Source organism: Streptomyces sp. NPDC006602, assembly GCF_042870385.1.
Lineage (GTDB): Bacteria > Actinomycetota > Actinomycetes > Streptomycetales > Streptomycetaceae > Streptomyces.
Window position 1 is genome coordinate 1 of sequence record NZ_JBIAHG010000075.1, and the last position, 12998, is coordinate 12998.

The window sequence follows — 12998 nt, forward strand, 5'->3', positions numbered from 1 at the left end:
TCCACCTGCTCGTGCACTACCCGCCGAAGATCGCCCTGTCCAAGCTCGTCAACAGCCTCAAAGGCGTCAGCTCCCGCTACCTGCGCGCGGAATACGCCGGCCGGATCAACCGGATCGGCACGGGCTCGGTGTTCTGGTCCCCGTCGTACTTCGCCGGGTCCTGCGGCGGCGCACCGCTGAGCATCGTCAAGGACTACATCGAGAACCAGAAGCGCCCGGCATAACCGTCACCACACAGGCGTAGCGATCTCCGGCGCTTCGCGCCTCGAGACCGAGGATCGCATTCCCGCCCGGCCTGAAGGCCAGGATTCCCTGCGAAGAACAAGGGATGGGACGGGCCTCACTTCTCGTCGCGCAGCCGGGCCGCCAGGGAGGTCAGTGGCTCGGTCTCCTCGGTGTGGCCCAGGGCGGTCAGGTGGGAGACCTTCGAGGCGGGTGAGGGCGGGGGCGGGGCGTTCCAGGTAGAGGCCCTCCACGGCGCCCGCGAGGCGGACGCACTCGGCCCACTCACCGGCCCGGTCGTCCTCCGGTCCCGGCTCGCCGAGCAGGGCCAGGGCCTTCTCCAGGGCGGCCAGCGCGTCCTCGTACGCGCCGGCGTACGCGTTGACGCGCCCGTGTTCGTAGGCCAGGGCGCTGTCCAGGGAGCGGACGCGGGCCTCGTACCCGGCGGCGCGGGCCTCGTCGGCGATCCGGCCGGCGTCGGCGAGGAAGGCGCGGGCGTCGGCCAGGCCCTCGGGGCCCTGCTGCTGGGCCTGGAGGCGGGCGAGTTCGCGCAGGCAGTTGCTGAGCAGTTCGTAGTGCGGGTCCCGGGCGTGGGCGGCGATCGCCTGGTCCGCGGCCTCGCGGGCCGGGCCGAACTCGCCGGACTCTCCGAGCAGTACGGCCGTCTCCGCGGCGATCATGGCGTGGCTGCGCGGGTCGTCGTCCCAGTCGGCGGACTCGGCCGCGAGCGCGGCGAACTCGGCCGTGGCGGCCTTGAGGTCCTCTCCCGCGCGCAGTGCGCGAGCGCGGGTCAGGCGCAGTTGGGCGGCGAGCCGGTCGTCCAATTCTCCGGTGGCGACGTCCGGTTCGGCCAGCAGGGAGTCGAGCAGGGTGATGCAGTCCTCGACGCGGCCCAGGTCGAGGCTGAGCTGGGCGGCGTTGTTGTAGGTGCAGAAAGCGTCGATCCGGCTGCCGTGGCGAAGGTTCGCCTCCGCCGAGCGCGTCAGGTGCTGCAGTGCCTCGTCGGGGCGGCCCAGGTGCATGCACGCCTCGGCCAGATCGCCGTGGAGGCGGGTGGCGGCCACACGTCCTTTTCCCACAGTTCGACGGCGTGCTCGTCGCGCTCGACGGGTCGGCGGGCGGGAGACTGCCAGGACCAGCCGTGCCGGTGCAGCAGCCGCCACACCGCCGCCATCGAGCAGTCGACCTGGAACTTCCAGCGCGATCACGGCTCTGATCCGCGCCACGGTCCACCGCTGGTCATCCCAGCCGTGCTCGGCCGGCCGAACGCCAGCTCCTTTTCCAACTCGGCGAACTGGCCATCCGACAGCCTGGGGAGTTTCGGCGGCCCGGTGGAGGCGAGGGCGTCCATACCGCCCTCCCGCCAGGCCCGCCGCCAGCGTTCCACCGACCGCTCACTGACCCGCAGATCCTTCGCGATCACAGCGGTCTTCTCACCGCGGGCGAACCGCTCGCCCGCCTCGTACCGGATCCGCTCGCGCAACCGCCGCCGCTCCGCGGTCAGTCCGCCACCATGCGCGTACCGCATACCACCGGCCTACCGCAGGGATCAGCACACGTCACCCGACAACACTCCGAAGAGGTCAGTAACGCGCAGGCCAGGGCGTACAGAGCCAGCCCGACTCGGCATGGGCGCGGGATCAGACGGGAAGCAAGGACGTTGCCCTGGCCGACTGCGGCCATCGCGGGTGTCGTCCATAACGATGTGCTGCACCAGCCGATCGGCCTGTCGGTGCCGTACTCGGCGGCCGCCACTTGCCGGCGAGGGGCAGCCACTGGCGGCCGCATGCGCTACCCGGTCAGCGGCGCCTTCCCACGCGACCGCCATCTTAGCCTGTTCTCCTGCGTCGCCGGCATCATCGTCCACAAGGGCTGCGGCCTTAACGGAGGGCCGCTCACGGCGGCTCAGGGGCGGACGGCTGAGGAGGAAGCATCACGTCTCCGGTGCGCTTGAGCCGCTGCCAGGGCAGACGGTATCCGTTGATCGCGGTGAGGCACGCCTGGATGAGGACCAGATACATCAACTGGCGGTAGACCACCTGCTGCAGGGGAAGCGCCCACAGAGGCCGCAGCCTCTCGCCGTCGAGACGGAACGCGTAGAGGGCGCACAGCGCCTGCACCGCCAGCACGGCAGTCCAGGCCAGCAGCGTGCCGAGCCGGTTCTGGAACACCAGACCGTAGAGGGTCAGGATGTCGATCAGTGGGGCGAGGAGCGGGGTGAAGATCTGGAAGACGGCCAGCAACGGCAGGCCCAGACGGCCGAAGTGCCCCGCATGACCGGACTCGAACAGTGCGTGACGGTGCTTCCACGCGGCCTGCATCGTGCCGTAGCTCCACCGGTAGCGCTGGCGCCACAGCTCCCGCAACGAGCCCGGTGCCTCGGTCCAGCCGTGCGCGTCCTCCGCGTAGCCGACCTCCCACCCGGCCCGGTGGAGAGCCATGGTGATGTCGGTGTCCTCGGCGAGGGTGTCGCCGCTCATCATCCCGGCCTCGCGCAGGGCCGTACCGCGGAAGGCCCCCACGGCGCCGGGAATGGTGGGCAGGCAGCGCAGCAGATCGTACATGCGGCGGTCGAGATTGAAACCCATGACGTACTCGATGTGCTGCCACCGGCCGAGCAGACGCCGGCGGTTGCCGACCTTGGCGTTCCCGGCGACGGCCCCGACGCGGGGGGCGGCGAACGGCTGGACGAGGTGGCGGACGGTCGAGGCGTCGAAGACCGTGTCGGCGTCCATCATGACGATGATGTCGTGGGAGGCCAGCAGAATGCCGGTGTTGAGAGCGAACGGCTTGCCGCCGTTGGGCCGGCGGATGACGGTGACGTCTTCGATGGCGAGTGCTTCGGCGATGTCGGCGGTACCGTCGTCGGAACCGTCGTCCACGACGATGATCTCGACGGGATGGTCGCTCGCGGCGAGGGAGCGGAGCGTCTTGGCGATGCACAACCTCTCGTTGTAGGCGGGGATGACGACGCTCACGGGTTCTGTGACGGGTCGGCCCGAGGCGGTGCGTGGGTGCGAGCGCCGACGCGCGTGGCGATGGGCCAGAACGACCAGCAGCGCACACCGTGCGAGCACGAGCGATCCGACCACCAACAGCAGCACGCTGCTGACCGACACCGCCGTCCCGGATACGGCGACGGCCGCCACGAAAACCCGGCCCTTCCACAGGTCCAGGCCGTCGACGGGGCGGGTGAGGCTGTCGGCGCCGACGACGTCGGCGAGGGTGGTGAAGCGATAGCCCTGCGCGGTGAGACGGGGAATCAGGGTTTCCAAGGCTTCAACCGTCTGGGACCTGTCCCCTCCCGCATCGTGCAGGAGGATGACCGCGCCCTTGCCCGGTACGTCCGGCATGGCCGCTTCGACGATCGCCCGGGCGCCCGGCCGCTCCCAGTCCCTGGTGTCCTGGTCGATGAAGGCCAGAAGGTACCCCTTGTCCCCCAGGCGCCGGGCCACAGACCATGCCGGGTCGTCCAGGGCGGAGGTGGTCGCGGAGTAGGGCATCCGCATGATCGAGCTGTTGAGGCCCCCGGCTCCCGCGATGGCCAGTTGGGTCAACGCCAGTTCACGGTCGACTGCGCTGGCGGACTGGGTGGCGAGGTCCGGGTGGGAGAAGGTGTGTACGCCGATCTCGTGGCCGGACCTGATCACGTCGCGCAGCACGCCGCGGTAGCGCGCCGCCCTCTGCCCGGTGACGAAGAAGGTGCCGGGTACGCCGAAGCGGTCGAGCGTGGCCCTAATGCGAGGCGTCCAGGTGGGATCGGGGCCGTCGTCGAAGGTCAGCACGATGGTCTTCCTCGGCGCGTGGAAGGTGCGCAGGTGATCACCGGTGGTGTCGACGATCGGGCCGCCGTCCACGACCTGCCTCGGAACGCCGGTGGCCGGTCGTCCGGCGCGCCCTTGCTGATCACCGGCGAATCCTCGGGTGGTGTACCCCTCGACCAGGAGCACCGAGACGAGAAGCATCAGCAGGACCAGCGGAACGAAGATGCGGAAGCGGTGCCGGGACTGCCGGGGCGCTCGGCTCCGCCGCGCACCGTGCCGAGGCGATGGGTGGTCGACCGACCGGTGACGACTGGCCCGCATCAGGAGGCCAGGGCCGCCGGTACGCCGGAGGGCGGGACCGTGCTGGGGTCCTCAGACGGCGCCTCAGACGGCGCTGCCGGGATGGTCGCCGACGGCGTGGGCAGCGGCGTTTCAGACGCGGGCTCGGGCAGGGGCGCGCTGGGCAGGGGCGCGCTGGGCAGGGGCGCGCTGGGCAGGGGCGCGCTGGGCAGGGGCGCGCTGGGCAGGGGCGCGCTGGGCAGGGGCGCGCTGGGCGGGGGCGCGCTGGGCGGGGTGCCGGTGTCCGGAGCCGGTACGGGCGAAGGAGCATCGGAAGCCGGGGACTGGTCCGGTGGTGGAATAGGTGTTTCTGGCGCTTGCGGTGCATCTGGGACTTGTGGTCCCTGAGGGGCTGCTGGTCCCGCCGCAGCTGGGGGCACCGGTGCACTGGAAAGCGGCGAGGTTCCAAGGGTGGGGGACGGGCGAGCACCGGGCGGGCCGCCGGTCACCGTGGTGAATCCCGGGACCAGCAGGGCGCTCGGACCGGCTGCAAACGCCAAGTTGCCGGGCATCAGGCCCCCTGGTACAGGCATCCGGCCTCCCACTACTGGCGTGCCGCCGGACGGCGACGGCACCTGGCCCCAAGAATCCTGAAGGAGGGGAGGAGGCAGAGGCGGATGGAGATGCGCGCCGTCTTTCCCGACAGAACCGAGGTGTCCGGGTTCCGGCGCGGCAGGCGCGCCGGAGACGCCGGGGACGGGCAGAAGGGCCCCTGGCGCGAACGGCGTTGCTCCCAGCAGGCTCAGTCCCAGCGCGACCACATAAGTGGAGGCCACCCCGGCCAACCCGTATCCGGTGCGCCGCAGCATCCGCGCGCGGTGACCGGTGGAGTCGACGAACACGGGACTGCCGGCGGTGGTCACCGAGTCGCTTCGCACATCTCCTGATATATGGGTGTGAAGCGCCATGAGGTCAGCCTACGTCGCCACTGGGCGTGACCAACAAGAGGACGTGCGTATGATCTTCCACCGCACCTACGGGCAAGAGAACGAGAGCCTCGAAGGTCTGGCGGTGTGCTCGCCGGAAAACGATCCGGTGCTGAACGAGTTGGGAGTGCGCACCACCACCAACGCGATCCAGCTCGCCCTGTGGGCAGGGTCGGGCCCCATGGTCGTGTTCGCCATGTACGGCTCCCTCATGGAACGCGAAAACCTCGACGACCCGACGGGCCGCGCAAGGTTCGCGGACCACTGGAGGCCGCCGGCGGGCGGAGAGCGGCTCCACGGTCAGCAGATGGCAGGCTCCGGCCTCGCGATCGCGGATGAGGCCCACGGCACCGCAGGTGATCTGGGCAGGCCGTGGGCGGCGATCCACCACAACACCTGCATCCCCGCCGACTTCCGGTTCTACCTGACCGCTACCCCACGCTTCCTCGCCGCGCCCCGGCCACAGCAAGGCGAGGACCGCCAGGAGGTAGAGCTCACGTCGATGGGCCGGGACTGCGAAACCTATGGCTTGCCGAGCTCGGGCTGAACGGGAGCATCGAACGGGGCATCCTCACCGGGTTCGAGATCAACGTGCTGGAGATCCGAAGGCCGATTCCGCATACGGCAGTTACGGACCGAATGAGGTTGCGTCCATGGAGATGGTGTACAGGTTCGACCCGATCCAGGGCTTTGGTCCGGCATCGGGATGGTGCCCACATAGATGAACGGCCACCGGCTGATCTTCGAAGTGTCGAAGCCTCGAAGGAGGTCAGCGGTCGGGGGCCGGGCAGAGTCGTCTTTCTGGGCGGCTTTGCGGGCTTCGACCGCAACAGTGTCGGCGCTCAGGGCGCCGGCCTGCAGGGCGGTCGCTATGCCGGTGACCACGTGTTCGTGCGGCGTCGTGCGATGCAGCAGCAGAACCTTGATCAGTGCGCGGGTGCCCTCGGCATCGCCGTGGGCCTTGCGGACGGCACCCCACCAGGCGCCGTGAACGGAGGAGAACTCTCCTGCGGCGCAGCACACCGGGGCGGTTACCCACAGTTCCGGCGAATAGGCGAGTAAGCGAATAAGCGAATAGAGCGAGTAAGTGAATCGGACAATCCGGATTCACCGGCGTGTCGGCGTCGGCTTGCGCTCCCGACCGGCATGTCATGCCGCCGAAGGTGTGTGATCTGGTGCTGCGGGGGGACCATGGAAGCCGACGTCGCGTGCAGGCGCCGTCGGGACGCGCTCCGGGCCGGCGGCGGCCCACCGGCGCGGGCCGGCGGAAGGAGCGCCTGCGATGAGCGAATCCGAACGACCTCCCGCGGACACCGGCCTGCCGGAGGGTGAACCCGGGCAGCCGAGCGGGCTGATGGATCTTCTCGGCGTGGCGGCGGTGCTGCTCGACGCCGACGGGCGGATCGTCCTGTGGAGCCCACAGGCAGAGGAGCTGTTCGGCTACAGCGCCGAAGAGGCGCTCGGGCAGTACGCCGCACGGCTGATGGTTCACCAGGAGCACTCGGACTGGGTGATCAAGAAATTCGCCGAGGTCATGGAGACCGGCCAGAGCTGGGGCGGCACGTTCCCCATCCGGTGCAAGGACGGCAGCACGCGTCCCGTGGAGCTGCGCAACATGCGGCTGCTGAACGATCGCGGCGACTTCTACGCCCTCGGTCTGGGCACGGACTCCCCCACGCTGCGCGAGCTGGAGCGGGAGGTCGCCCTGTCCACCCGGCTGATCGCCCAGTCTCCCGTCGGGGTGGCGATTCTCGACACCGATCTGCGGTACCTGACCGTCAACCCCGCCCTGGAGCGCATCCACGGCATTCCGGCCACGGAACACGTCGGCCGCCGCTACCGCGAGATATGGATCGCCGCCGAGTTCGAGGCGGCCGAGGCCACGATGCGGCAGGTCCTCGAGACCGGGGTTCCGCTGGTCGACCGGGCGCCCATCGTCGGCCGCACGCCGGCCGACCCGGAGCACAAGCACGCCTGGTCGATCTCGGTGTACCGGCTGGAGGACAGCCAGGGGCGTGTGCTCGGGGTGGCTGAGCTGGTGGTGGACGTCACCGAGCGGTACGAGTCGGCCCTGGAGGCCAGCGAGACGCGGCGGCGTCTGGCCCTGATCGCCGACGGCTCCGCGCGCATCGGCACCACCCTGAACGTCGAGCAGACCGCCCGGGAGCTTGCCGAGGTCACCGTTCCGGCTTTCGCCGACGTGGTCGTGGTCGACGTGCTCGACTCCGCCCTCGACGAGCACCGCCGGGCCTCAAGTGCCGGGGGCCCCGAGGTCTTCCGCGCCCTCGCGGTGAAAGCCGCCTACTCCACCGATGCCGTCCGCGCCGTCGATCCGCCCGGTCACCTCGCCACGTACGACGCCGACCGCCTGGCGACCCGCTGCATACGCACCGGCCGGCCCGTCCTGGTCCGCCACGCCAACGGAAACGACCTGACACGCATCGCCCGTGACGACCACTCGGCCACGCTGCTGGCGCGCGCCGGAGTGCACTCCTACATGGCCGTCCCGCTCACCGCCCGGGGCGCCAACCTCGGCTTCCTCGGGCTCACCCGTGCCCGCGATCCACGGCCCTTCGACGAGGACGACCTCGCCATCGCGACCGAGCTGGCCTCCCGCGCCGCCGTGTGCATCGACAACGCTCGAGCGCACCAGACAGTGCGCAATGCCGCCGAGACTCTGCAGCGCAGCCTGCTGCCGGACCACCCACCCGTCGCTCCCGGCCTGCAGATCGCCTCCCGCTACCTGCCCGCCCAGGCCGCCTACGAGGTCGGCGGCGACTGGTACGACGTCCTCTCGCTGGTCGACGACAGAACAGCACTCGTCGTGGGCGACGTCATGGGCAGCGGCATCGAGGCGGCCGCCACCATGGGCCGCCTGCGCACCGCCACCACCGCCTTCGCCGACCTGGATCTCGAGCCCGCCCAGGTCCTCCAGCACCTCGACACGACCACGTCACGGCTGGAGCAGTACATCGCCACCTGTGTCTACGCCGCCTACGATCCCCACCGCGCCGAGTGCGCCATCGCCAATGCAGGCCACCTGCCCCCGGTCCTCGTACGGGGCGGCCGGCAGCCCCAGCTCCTCGACCTGCCAACCGGCACCCCACTCGGCGTCGGCGGTGTTCCCTTCGACACGACGACCATCAACGTCGCCCCCGGCGACCAACTGGTCCTCTACACCGACGGACTGGTCGAAACCCGCCACCACTCCATCGACGAACGCCTCAACACCCTCCTGCACCTCCTCGACACACCGGCCGCCACCTTGGAGGAGACCTGCAACCGGCTCCTGGACGGCCTCAGGGAACCCGGCGACCGCGACGACGTCGCCCTGCTGATCGCCCGCGCACGCCCCTTCACGCCCGACCGGGCGCACCATGCCGCCTCGTGGGGCGGTCGTGGTCCGGGCCGATCTAGGTGACGGTGCGTCTGACGGAGCAGTTCCAAGGCGCCCTGAAGGCTGCCAATCAGACCACCGACGACCAGTTCGCGAAGCTGCGCTCGTACATCAGTGGTTCTCAGCAGTCCATCTGGGAGAGCTACCGGGGTCCGATCATCCTCGGTGTCGGTGTCGGTGTCGGTGTCGTGGTCGGCCTGGTGGCCAACATCTTCTCCAACGTCTAACCGTCAATCACTCGTAGTAACCACCCCATGGTCACTGCCGGTTTTCCACGTCTCCGTCAGGCCGGGCCGGGCCCGCCGTGCTCACCGTGCCTTCGGCAACGCGTCCAGGGAGCAGCGTTCCTCCCCCGCGCCGCGGCCGGCCACTCGCCACACTGGCTCATCGGGGCCGTGCTGGGTCAGCTGCGCGAGCGTCGTGGTCGCCACGATGATCCGGTAATTCACGTTGTGGACGTGCTTGGTGCGCTCGTGGAAGGCCGCTTCCCGGGTGGCTGGGGCAGCGCGGCGCGGGGCGGGGGCGAAGACCAACAGCCCCAGTTGCGGTGCAGGGGACGTGAGTTCCCGTTCCAGATGTCGCCGGGAATCACCTTGCCGGTCTTGGACGGGTAGGTGGTCTGGGGCTTGTACAGCGCGTTGTAGATGTGGTTGGCGACGCCCGCGGTGTCGCTCTGTGCCCGATCGTAGGAGAACGACGGGATGACACGGTCGAAGATCACTCCCGCGTCGTAGTACTTGAGTCAGGACAGTGCAGGCGCCGTGGACGGCGCGGGGGCGCGTGACCCGGCGGCCTCCCATGCGAATCCGTCCGGGTCGGTGAAGGGGCCAGCGGTGCTGCCGAGGACGATGCGGTGCGAGCCGGTGCCGTCGGCGGGGACGCCGAGGTCCTTGGCCAGGCCGCGGCGTTTGTACAGTGCCAGCTTGACGGGGCTGGACTCGCCGGAGGTGAACTCGGCGTACTTGCCGCCGAAGCTTCTGGCCACGGTCAGGCCCCGGCCGACGTAGAACTGCTTGCTGGCCTTCACGTCCTCAACGCCGAGCAGGAGGACGATCTCGTCGATCTCGCGGGTGGCCGGGCCGGTGTCCTTCTTCGCCGAGGTCGCGATCTTCCAGATCGTCCCATCCGGGGCCTGGACGACGCCGCCGTAGCCCCACAGTGACTTCGCGGCGGGCTTCAGCACTGTGGCGCCGGCGTCCGTGGCGGCGCCGACGAAGCTGTCGACAGCGGCCGGCCGGGACACCGTGAGCGCCAGGGTGAAGCCGCGGAATCCGGTGGACTGTGCCTCGGACGCCCGCAGGCGTATGTGCGTGTCCACTCCGAAGGCGGTGTAGAAGCGGTGGGTAGCCTCCGGGTCGGCCACCTCAAGGATGACGGATGCGATGGACGTGTTGGATGCGGTGAAAGTGATGACTGCCATGGCCATCACGCTAGAGGGTGCTCGGCGGCCGGGGCTTCTCGATTCCTGACCGGTCTTGTCACTTGCTTCGCCACACACGCCGACATCCCCTCCACCGTGATCGCAGAGCCCGCATCGTGGGCTGCACCCACAGCATCAGCATGGTCGGCCGCCACACCCGCCGCCTGGCGCCGGAAGGCCCCGGGCGGCATGCCGACCAGCTCGGTGAAGCGGGTGGTGAACGTGCCCAGCGACGCGCAGCCGACCGCGAAGCAGACCTCGGTGACGCTGAGGTCGCCCCGTCGCAGCAGCGCCGTCGCCCGCTCGATGCGACGCGTCATCAGGTACGAGTACGGCAACTCACCGTAGGCGGCCCGGAACTGCCGGCTGAGGTGCCCGGCGGACATGTTCACACTGCGGGCGAGCGCCTCCACGTTCAGCGGCTGCGCGTATTCCCTGTCGATCCGGTCGCGGACGCGGCGCAACCGCGCGAGATCAGCCAGGTCGCTGCGTAGCGTAACCCGAGAGCACTTGTGGGTGGGTTTGAGGATCAGTCGTGTTTGTGCCGGGCTCAAGATGTTGCTGAGAAATAGGTTCTGGCACAGATCTTGGGGAGCGGTCGCGGAGTGTCACCTCGGTGTTCGGTTGCGAGGGGGTGGGTTCGCGTGAGACCGCGTACGCCCTGCCGTCTGCCGACCGAGAGTGACGCTCCATCAGGTCTCTGGTCGTCTCGGCTGTGGCCGGTGACGGTACTGGTCATGCAGACCGACGCATCGTTCTGGGACTCGCTGGTGTTCGACGGAATCGACGACGTGGACGTCGAAGCGGTGACCGCTGCCTTCGGCAGGATCGATGTGGTGGCAAGAAGCCGCGCGGCCGGGGCGAACTGCCCGGACTGCGGCTGTTTCTCGGACCGGGTGCATGACTCAGCAGCCGCCTCGGCGACACGCTCCCCACCTGGATCGACGCCGTCGATGCCAGCCAGTTGCCCGGCCTCACCGGATTCGAACTCCACTTGCTCCGAGACCTCGACGCCGTGACGGCCGGACTCACCCTGGAGTGGAGCTCCGGCAGCGTCGAGGGCGCCTTGAACCGCATCAAGAAGATCAAAAGGCAGCTCTACGGCCGAGCCGGATTCGAACTACTCCGCAAAATGATCCTGCTTCAGTGACCCTCTGCGACCGCCCCCAAAATCTGTACCAGAACGACTCTGAAGTCAGTCAAGAGCAGGCCGTGTGAGGGGCGGGCTTCTGTTGGCGACGTCGGCTGCGCTACTGCCCGGTCCGCGAACGGGCTTTGCCTGTTGGCGGGGACCTATGGCTGGTTACATGGGAAGCTCAGGCAGTGAGTGAAGGGTGAGAGCGCGTGGACCAGAGTGAGGACGAGATCCTGGCTGAAGAGCTCGCTGCTCTGGGTGCCGTTGGCGGGGGCAGCGGTGGCTTGACCCGGCTTGTGGCCAAGCTGATGAGGAAGAACGTCCATGAGATCGACCTTGTCATCCCCTTGCCGTTTGACGACGCCGTCAAGCGTGCCGTCAAAGTGCTCGGACGAGCCGGGCGAGCAGTGGAGCTCATGCATGTCGAGCCTGGCAGGGACCGGGAGACGATCCGTGTCGTTGCCAGCGGTGGTGCCGGCGGCCTGAATCCTGTAGTGGTTACTGCGTTGGTGACAAAGGGCGGGGAGAACAGCTCGAAGGTCAAGCTTCGTGCAGCCGCCAAGGAAGGCTTGATAAAGCAGCGAGCGGGCGAGAAGACCGCCGCCCGTCTTGCGGCGTCGCTGAGCAAGTAGAGCAGATCAGTAACCTTCCGCGACCGCTCCCCAAGATCTGTGCCAGAACCGAGAAATAGCAGCACCCGAGTCGGCCAGGCAGTCGTCGTTCGAGACCGGGGCCTGCGGTACCCAACTGGACAACTGGGTACGACCGGATCGGAACGGAATGAACGCCAGGCTTCGACGTAGGTCAGGCCCGGTGGCACAGAAGGAGTTACGGCACCTCCAATATGCTTACCCCATGACGGTATCGGGCACCTTTGCGCATCCTCGCTGGGGACTCCAGTTCCACTGGTGGGCGGTAGATCCGTTCGGTCGAGTCGGGTTGTTCTACTCCGCGTTCGGTCCGGTACCCTCGGCGGCAAACGCCCATGAACAGACCCTGGATGAGGCGACGGCCTGGGCCAAGACGCGGCACCCGGAGTGGTTCGACGCGGGGTGCGTGGAGGATGACTGTCCTCAGCACTGCGTCGTCGAGCTGGCACGGGCGCCGTATCTGTTCACCTGGGACGAGGAGCACGACGATCGCTACACGCGATACGGCGTGCCAACGCAGCCGCTTTTGGTGGCCGAGCTGCCTGCGGCACTGGCTGCTGCCGTGCGGCTTGTCGAGGTCGACTTTTCCTTCGACCAGGCCGCACGGATCGACCTGGGATACCCCAGAGGCCGAGAGGTCATCTCGGCCTCGGCGCTCACCCCCTGGACGTCCTGCCAACGGCACCCGGACGGGCGGGAGCCGCACACCGTAGGAGAGCTTGGCGCCTCGTAGAGTTGTGAATCCGCTGCGTAGTAGGCCGGGGGATTGGCATCTCTCTATGCGAGCTCGGCTGCCTTGGTCAACCAGCCGCTGATTGCTGCTCCGCGCGGGCGCGGGTGGTGGCCAGGCGGTATGAGTCGGTGCCGGTCTCGATGATGTTGCCGCCGAAGGTGAGGCGGTCGACGATGGCCGCACATAGCCGTGGGTCGGTGAAGGTCTTGGTCCAGCCGGAGAACGACTCGTTCGAGGCAATGGCCACGCTGTTCTTTTCCTCCCGCTCGGTCAGAACCTGGAAGAGGAGTTCGGCGCCGCGGCGGTCGAGTTCCATGTGTTGGGTCGGGGACGAGACGCCGTGCACTGTTTCCAGTGTCGGTTTTCCCGTCCCCGCCCGCCGAACCGGACGTGCCCGTTGGCCGAGCATCCG

Annotated in this window: 15 protein-coding genes and 2 pseudogenes; 8 read left to right on the plus strand and 9 right to left on the minus strand. The window is 68.8% G+C overall.

Annotated features, from left to right (window positions below; translation table 11 throughout):
• Positions 1-224: IS200/IS605 family transposase (tnpA, locus tag ACFYO2_RS48855; protein ID WP_388363805.1), on the plus strand; the 224-nt coding region annotated here is incomplete at its 5' end.
• Positions 225-340: 116 nt separating this feature from the next.
• Here the strand turns inward: tnpA and ACFYO2_RS48860 are convergent.
• The 4 genes and pseudogenes from ACFYO2_RS48860 to ACFYO2_RS48875 form a co-directional block, all read right to left on the minus strand.
• A pseudogene (locus ACFYO2_RS48860) lies at positions 341-1286 on the minus strand (hypothetical protein); the annotation flags it as partial.
• Positions 1205-1396, minus strand: coding sequence for a winged helix-turn-helix domain-containing protein (locus ACFYO2_RS48865; protein WP_388363808.1), 192 nt, complete (start codon positions 1394-1396; stop codon positions 1205-1207). The gene ACFYO2_RS48865 and the pseudogene ACFYO2_RS48860, both read right to left, overlap by 82 nt.
• Before the next feature lie 30 nt (positions 1397-1426).
• A complete protein-coding gene (locus ACFYO2_RS48870; RefSeq protein ID WP_388363810.1) occupies positions 1427-1750 on the minus strand; it encodes a helix-turn-helix domain-containing protein in 324 nt (107 codons plus the stop codon).
• Positions 1751-2117: 367 nt separating this feature from the next.
• Positions 2118-4307, minus strand: a complete 2190-nt coding sequence (locus ACFYO2_RS48875) for a bifunctional polysaccharide deacetylase/glycosyltransferase family 2 protein (protein WP_388363813.1) — start codon at positions 4305-4307, stop codon at positions 2118-2120.
• A 1023-nt stretch (positions 4308-5330) separates the two neighbouring features.
• Between ACFYO2_RS48875 and ACFYO2_RS48880 the strand changes: the two are divergent.
• The 3 genes and pseudogenes from ACFYO2_RS48880 to ACFYO2_RS48890 form a co-directional block, all read left to right on the plus strand.
• Positions 5331-5869, plus strand: a pseudogene (locus ACFYO2_RS48880) (helicase); the annotation flags it as partial.
• Between the two features lie 664 nt (positions 5870-6533).
• Entirely contained in the window at positions 6534-8672 is a 2139-nt protein-coding gene (locus ACFYO2_RS48885) for a SpoIIE family protein phosphatase (protein WP_388363815.1), read from the plus strand.
• A gap of 2 nt (positions 8673-8674) precedes the next feature.
• Positions 8675-8875, plus strand: a complete 201-nt coding sequence (locus ACFYO2_RS48890) for a hypothetical protein (protein ID WP_388363818.1) — start codon at positions 8675-8677, stop codon at positions 8873-8875.
• A gap of 81 nt (positions 8876-8956) precedes the next feature.
• Here the strand turns inward: ACFYO2_RS48890 and ACFYO2_RS48895 are convergent, their stop codons facing one another.
• Genes ACFYO2_RS48895 through ACFYO2_RS48910 form a run of 4 tightly spaced genes read right to left on the minus strand, consistent with a single transcriptional unit; the run spans position 8957 to position 10550 of the window.
• Entirely contained in the window at positions 8957-9079 is a 123-nt protein-coding gene (locus ACFYO2_RS48895) for a hypothetical protein (RefSeq protein ID WP_388363820.1), read from the minus strand.
• A gap of 14 nt (positions 9080-9093) precedes the next feature.
• Positions 9094-9369 (minus strand): hypothetical protein, encoded by a 276-nt coding sequence (locus ACFYO2_RS48900; RefSeq protein WP_388363823.1) that lies wholly within the window; start codon positions 9367-9369, stop codon positions 9094-9096.
• 21 nt (positions 9370-9390) lie between these two features.
• Positions 9391-10074, minus strand: coding sequence for a glyoxalase (locus ACFYO2_RS48905; protein ID WP_388363826.1), 684 nt, complete (start codon positions 10072-10074; stop codon positions 9391-9393).
• Complete coding sequence (locus ACFYO2_RS48910; protein WP_388363840.1) at positions 10074-10550, minus strand: helix-turn-helix transcriptional regulator; 477 nt, start codon at positions 10548-10550, stop codon at positions 10074-10076. Before ACFYO2_RS48910 ends, ACFYO2_RS48905 begins: the two co-directional genes overlap by 1 nt.
• A 255-nt stretch (positions 10551-10805) precedes the next feature.
• Here ACFYO2_RS48910 and ACFYO2_RS48915 point away from each other — a divergent pair, with 255 nt between their 5' ends.
• The 4 genes from ACFYO2_RS48915 (at position 10806) to ACFYO2_RS48930 (ending at position 12586) form a co-directional block, all read left to right on the plus strand.
• The gene (locus ACFYO2_RS48915; RefSeq protein ID WP_388363843.1) at positions 10806-11087 is read left to right on the plus strand and encodes a hypothetical protein; all 282 of its coding nucleotides are present in this window, start codon (positions 10806-10808) and stop codon (positions 11085-11087) included.
• Entirely contained in the window at positions 11033-11218 is a 186-nt protein-coding gene (locus ACFYO2_RS48920; RefSeq protein WP_388363829.1) for a hypothetical protein, read from the plus strand. Before ACFYO2_RS48915 ends, ACFYO2_RS48920 begins: the two co-directional genes overlap by 55 nt.
• A gap of 194 nt (positions 11219-11412) precedes the next feature.
• Positions 11413-11835 carry a hypothetical protein gene (locus ACFYO2_RS48925; RefSeq protein ID WP_388363831.1) on the plus strand — a complete coding sequence of 141 codons (423 nt, stop codon included), beginning with the start codon at positions 11413-11415 and terminating at the stop codon, positions 11833-11835.
• A 223-nt stretch (positions 11836-12058) separates the two neighbouring features.
• Positions 12059-12586, plus strand: coding sequence for a hypothetical protein (locus ACFYO2_RS48930; RefSeq protein WP_388363834.1), 528 nt, complete (start codon positions 12059-12061; stop codon positions 12584-12586).
• 67 nt (positions 12587-12653) lie between these two features.
• Here the strand turns inward: ACFYO2_RS48930 and ACFYO2_RS48935 are convergent.
• A partial coding sequence (locus ACFYO2_RS48935; RefSeq protein WP_388363837.1) for an ATP-binding protein occupies positions 12654-12998 on the minus strand: 345 nt, incomplete at its 5' end.

Bases quoted from the DNA above. Each gene is read 5' to 3' on its own strand.
- ACFYO2_RS48905 (WP_388363826.1), bottom strand. From the start codon at position 10,074: ATGGCCATGGCAGTCATCACTTTCACCGCATCCAACACGTCCATCGCA.
- ACFYO2_RS48885 (WP_388363815.1), top strand. From the start codon at position 6,534: ATGAGCGAATCCGAACGACCTCCCGCGGACACCGGCCTGCCGGAGGGT.
- ACFYO2_RS48875 (WP_388363813.1), bottom strand. From the start codon at position 4,307: ATGCGGGCCAGTCGTCACCGGTCGGTCGACCACCCATCGCCTCGGCAC.
- ACFYO2_RS48915 (WP_388363843.1), top strand. From the start codon at position 10,806: ATGCAGACCGACGCATCGTTCTGGGACTCGCTGGTGTTCGACGGAATC.
- ACFYO2_RS48865 (WP_388363808.1), bottom strand. From the start codon at position 1,396: ATGGCGGCGGTGTGGCGGCTGCTGCACCGGCACGGCTGGTCCTGGCAG.
- ACFYO2_RS48870 (WP_388363810.1), bottom strand. From the start codon at position 1,750: ATGCGGTACGCGCATGGTGGCGGACTGACCGCGGAGCGGCGGCGGTTG.
- ACFYO2_RS48930 (WP_388363834.1), top strand. From the start codon at position 12,059: ATGACGGTATCGGGCACCTTTGCGCATCCTCGCTGGGGACTCCAGTTC.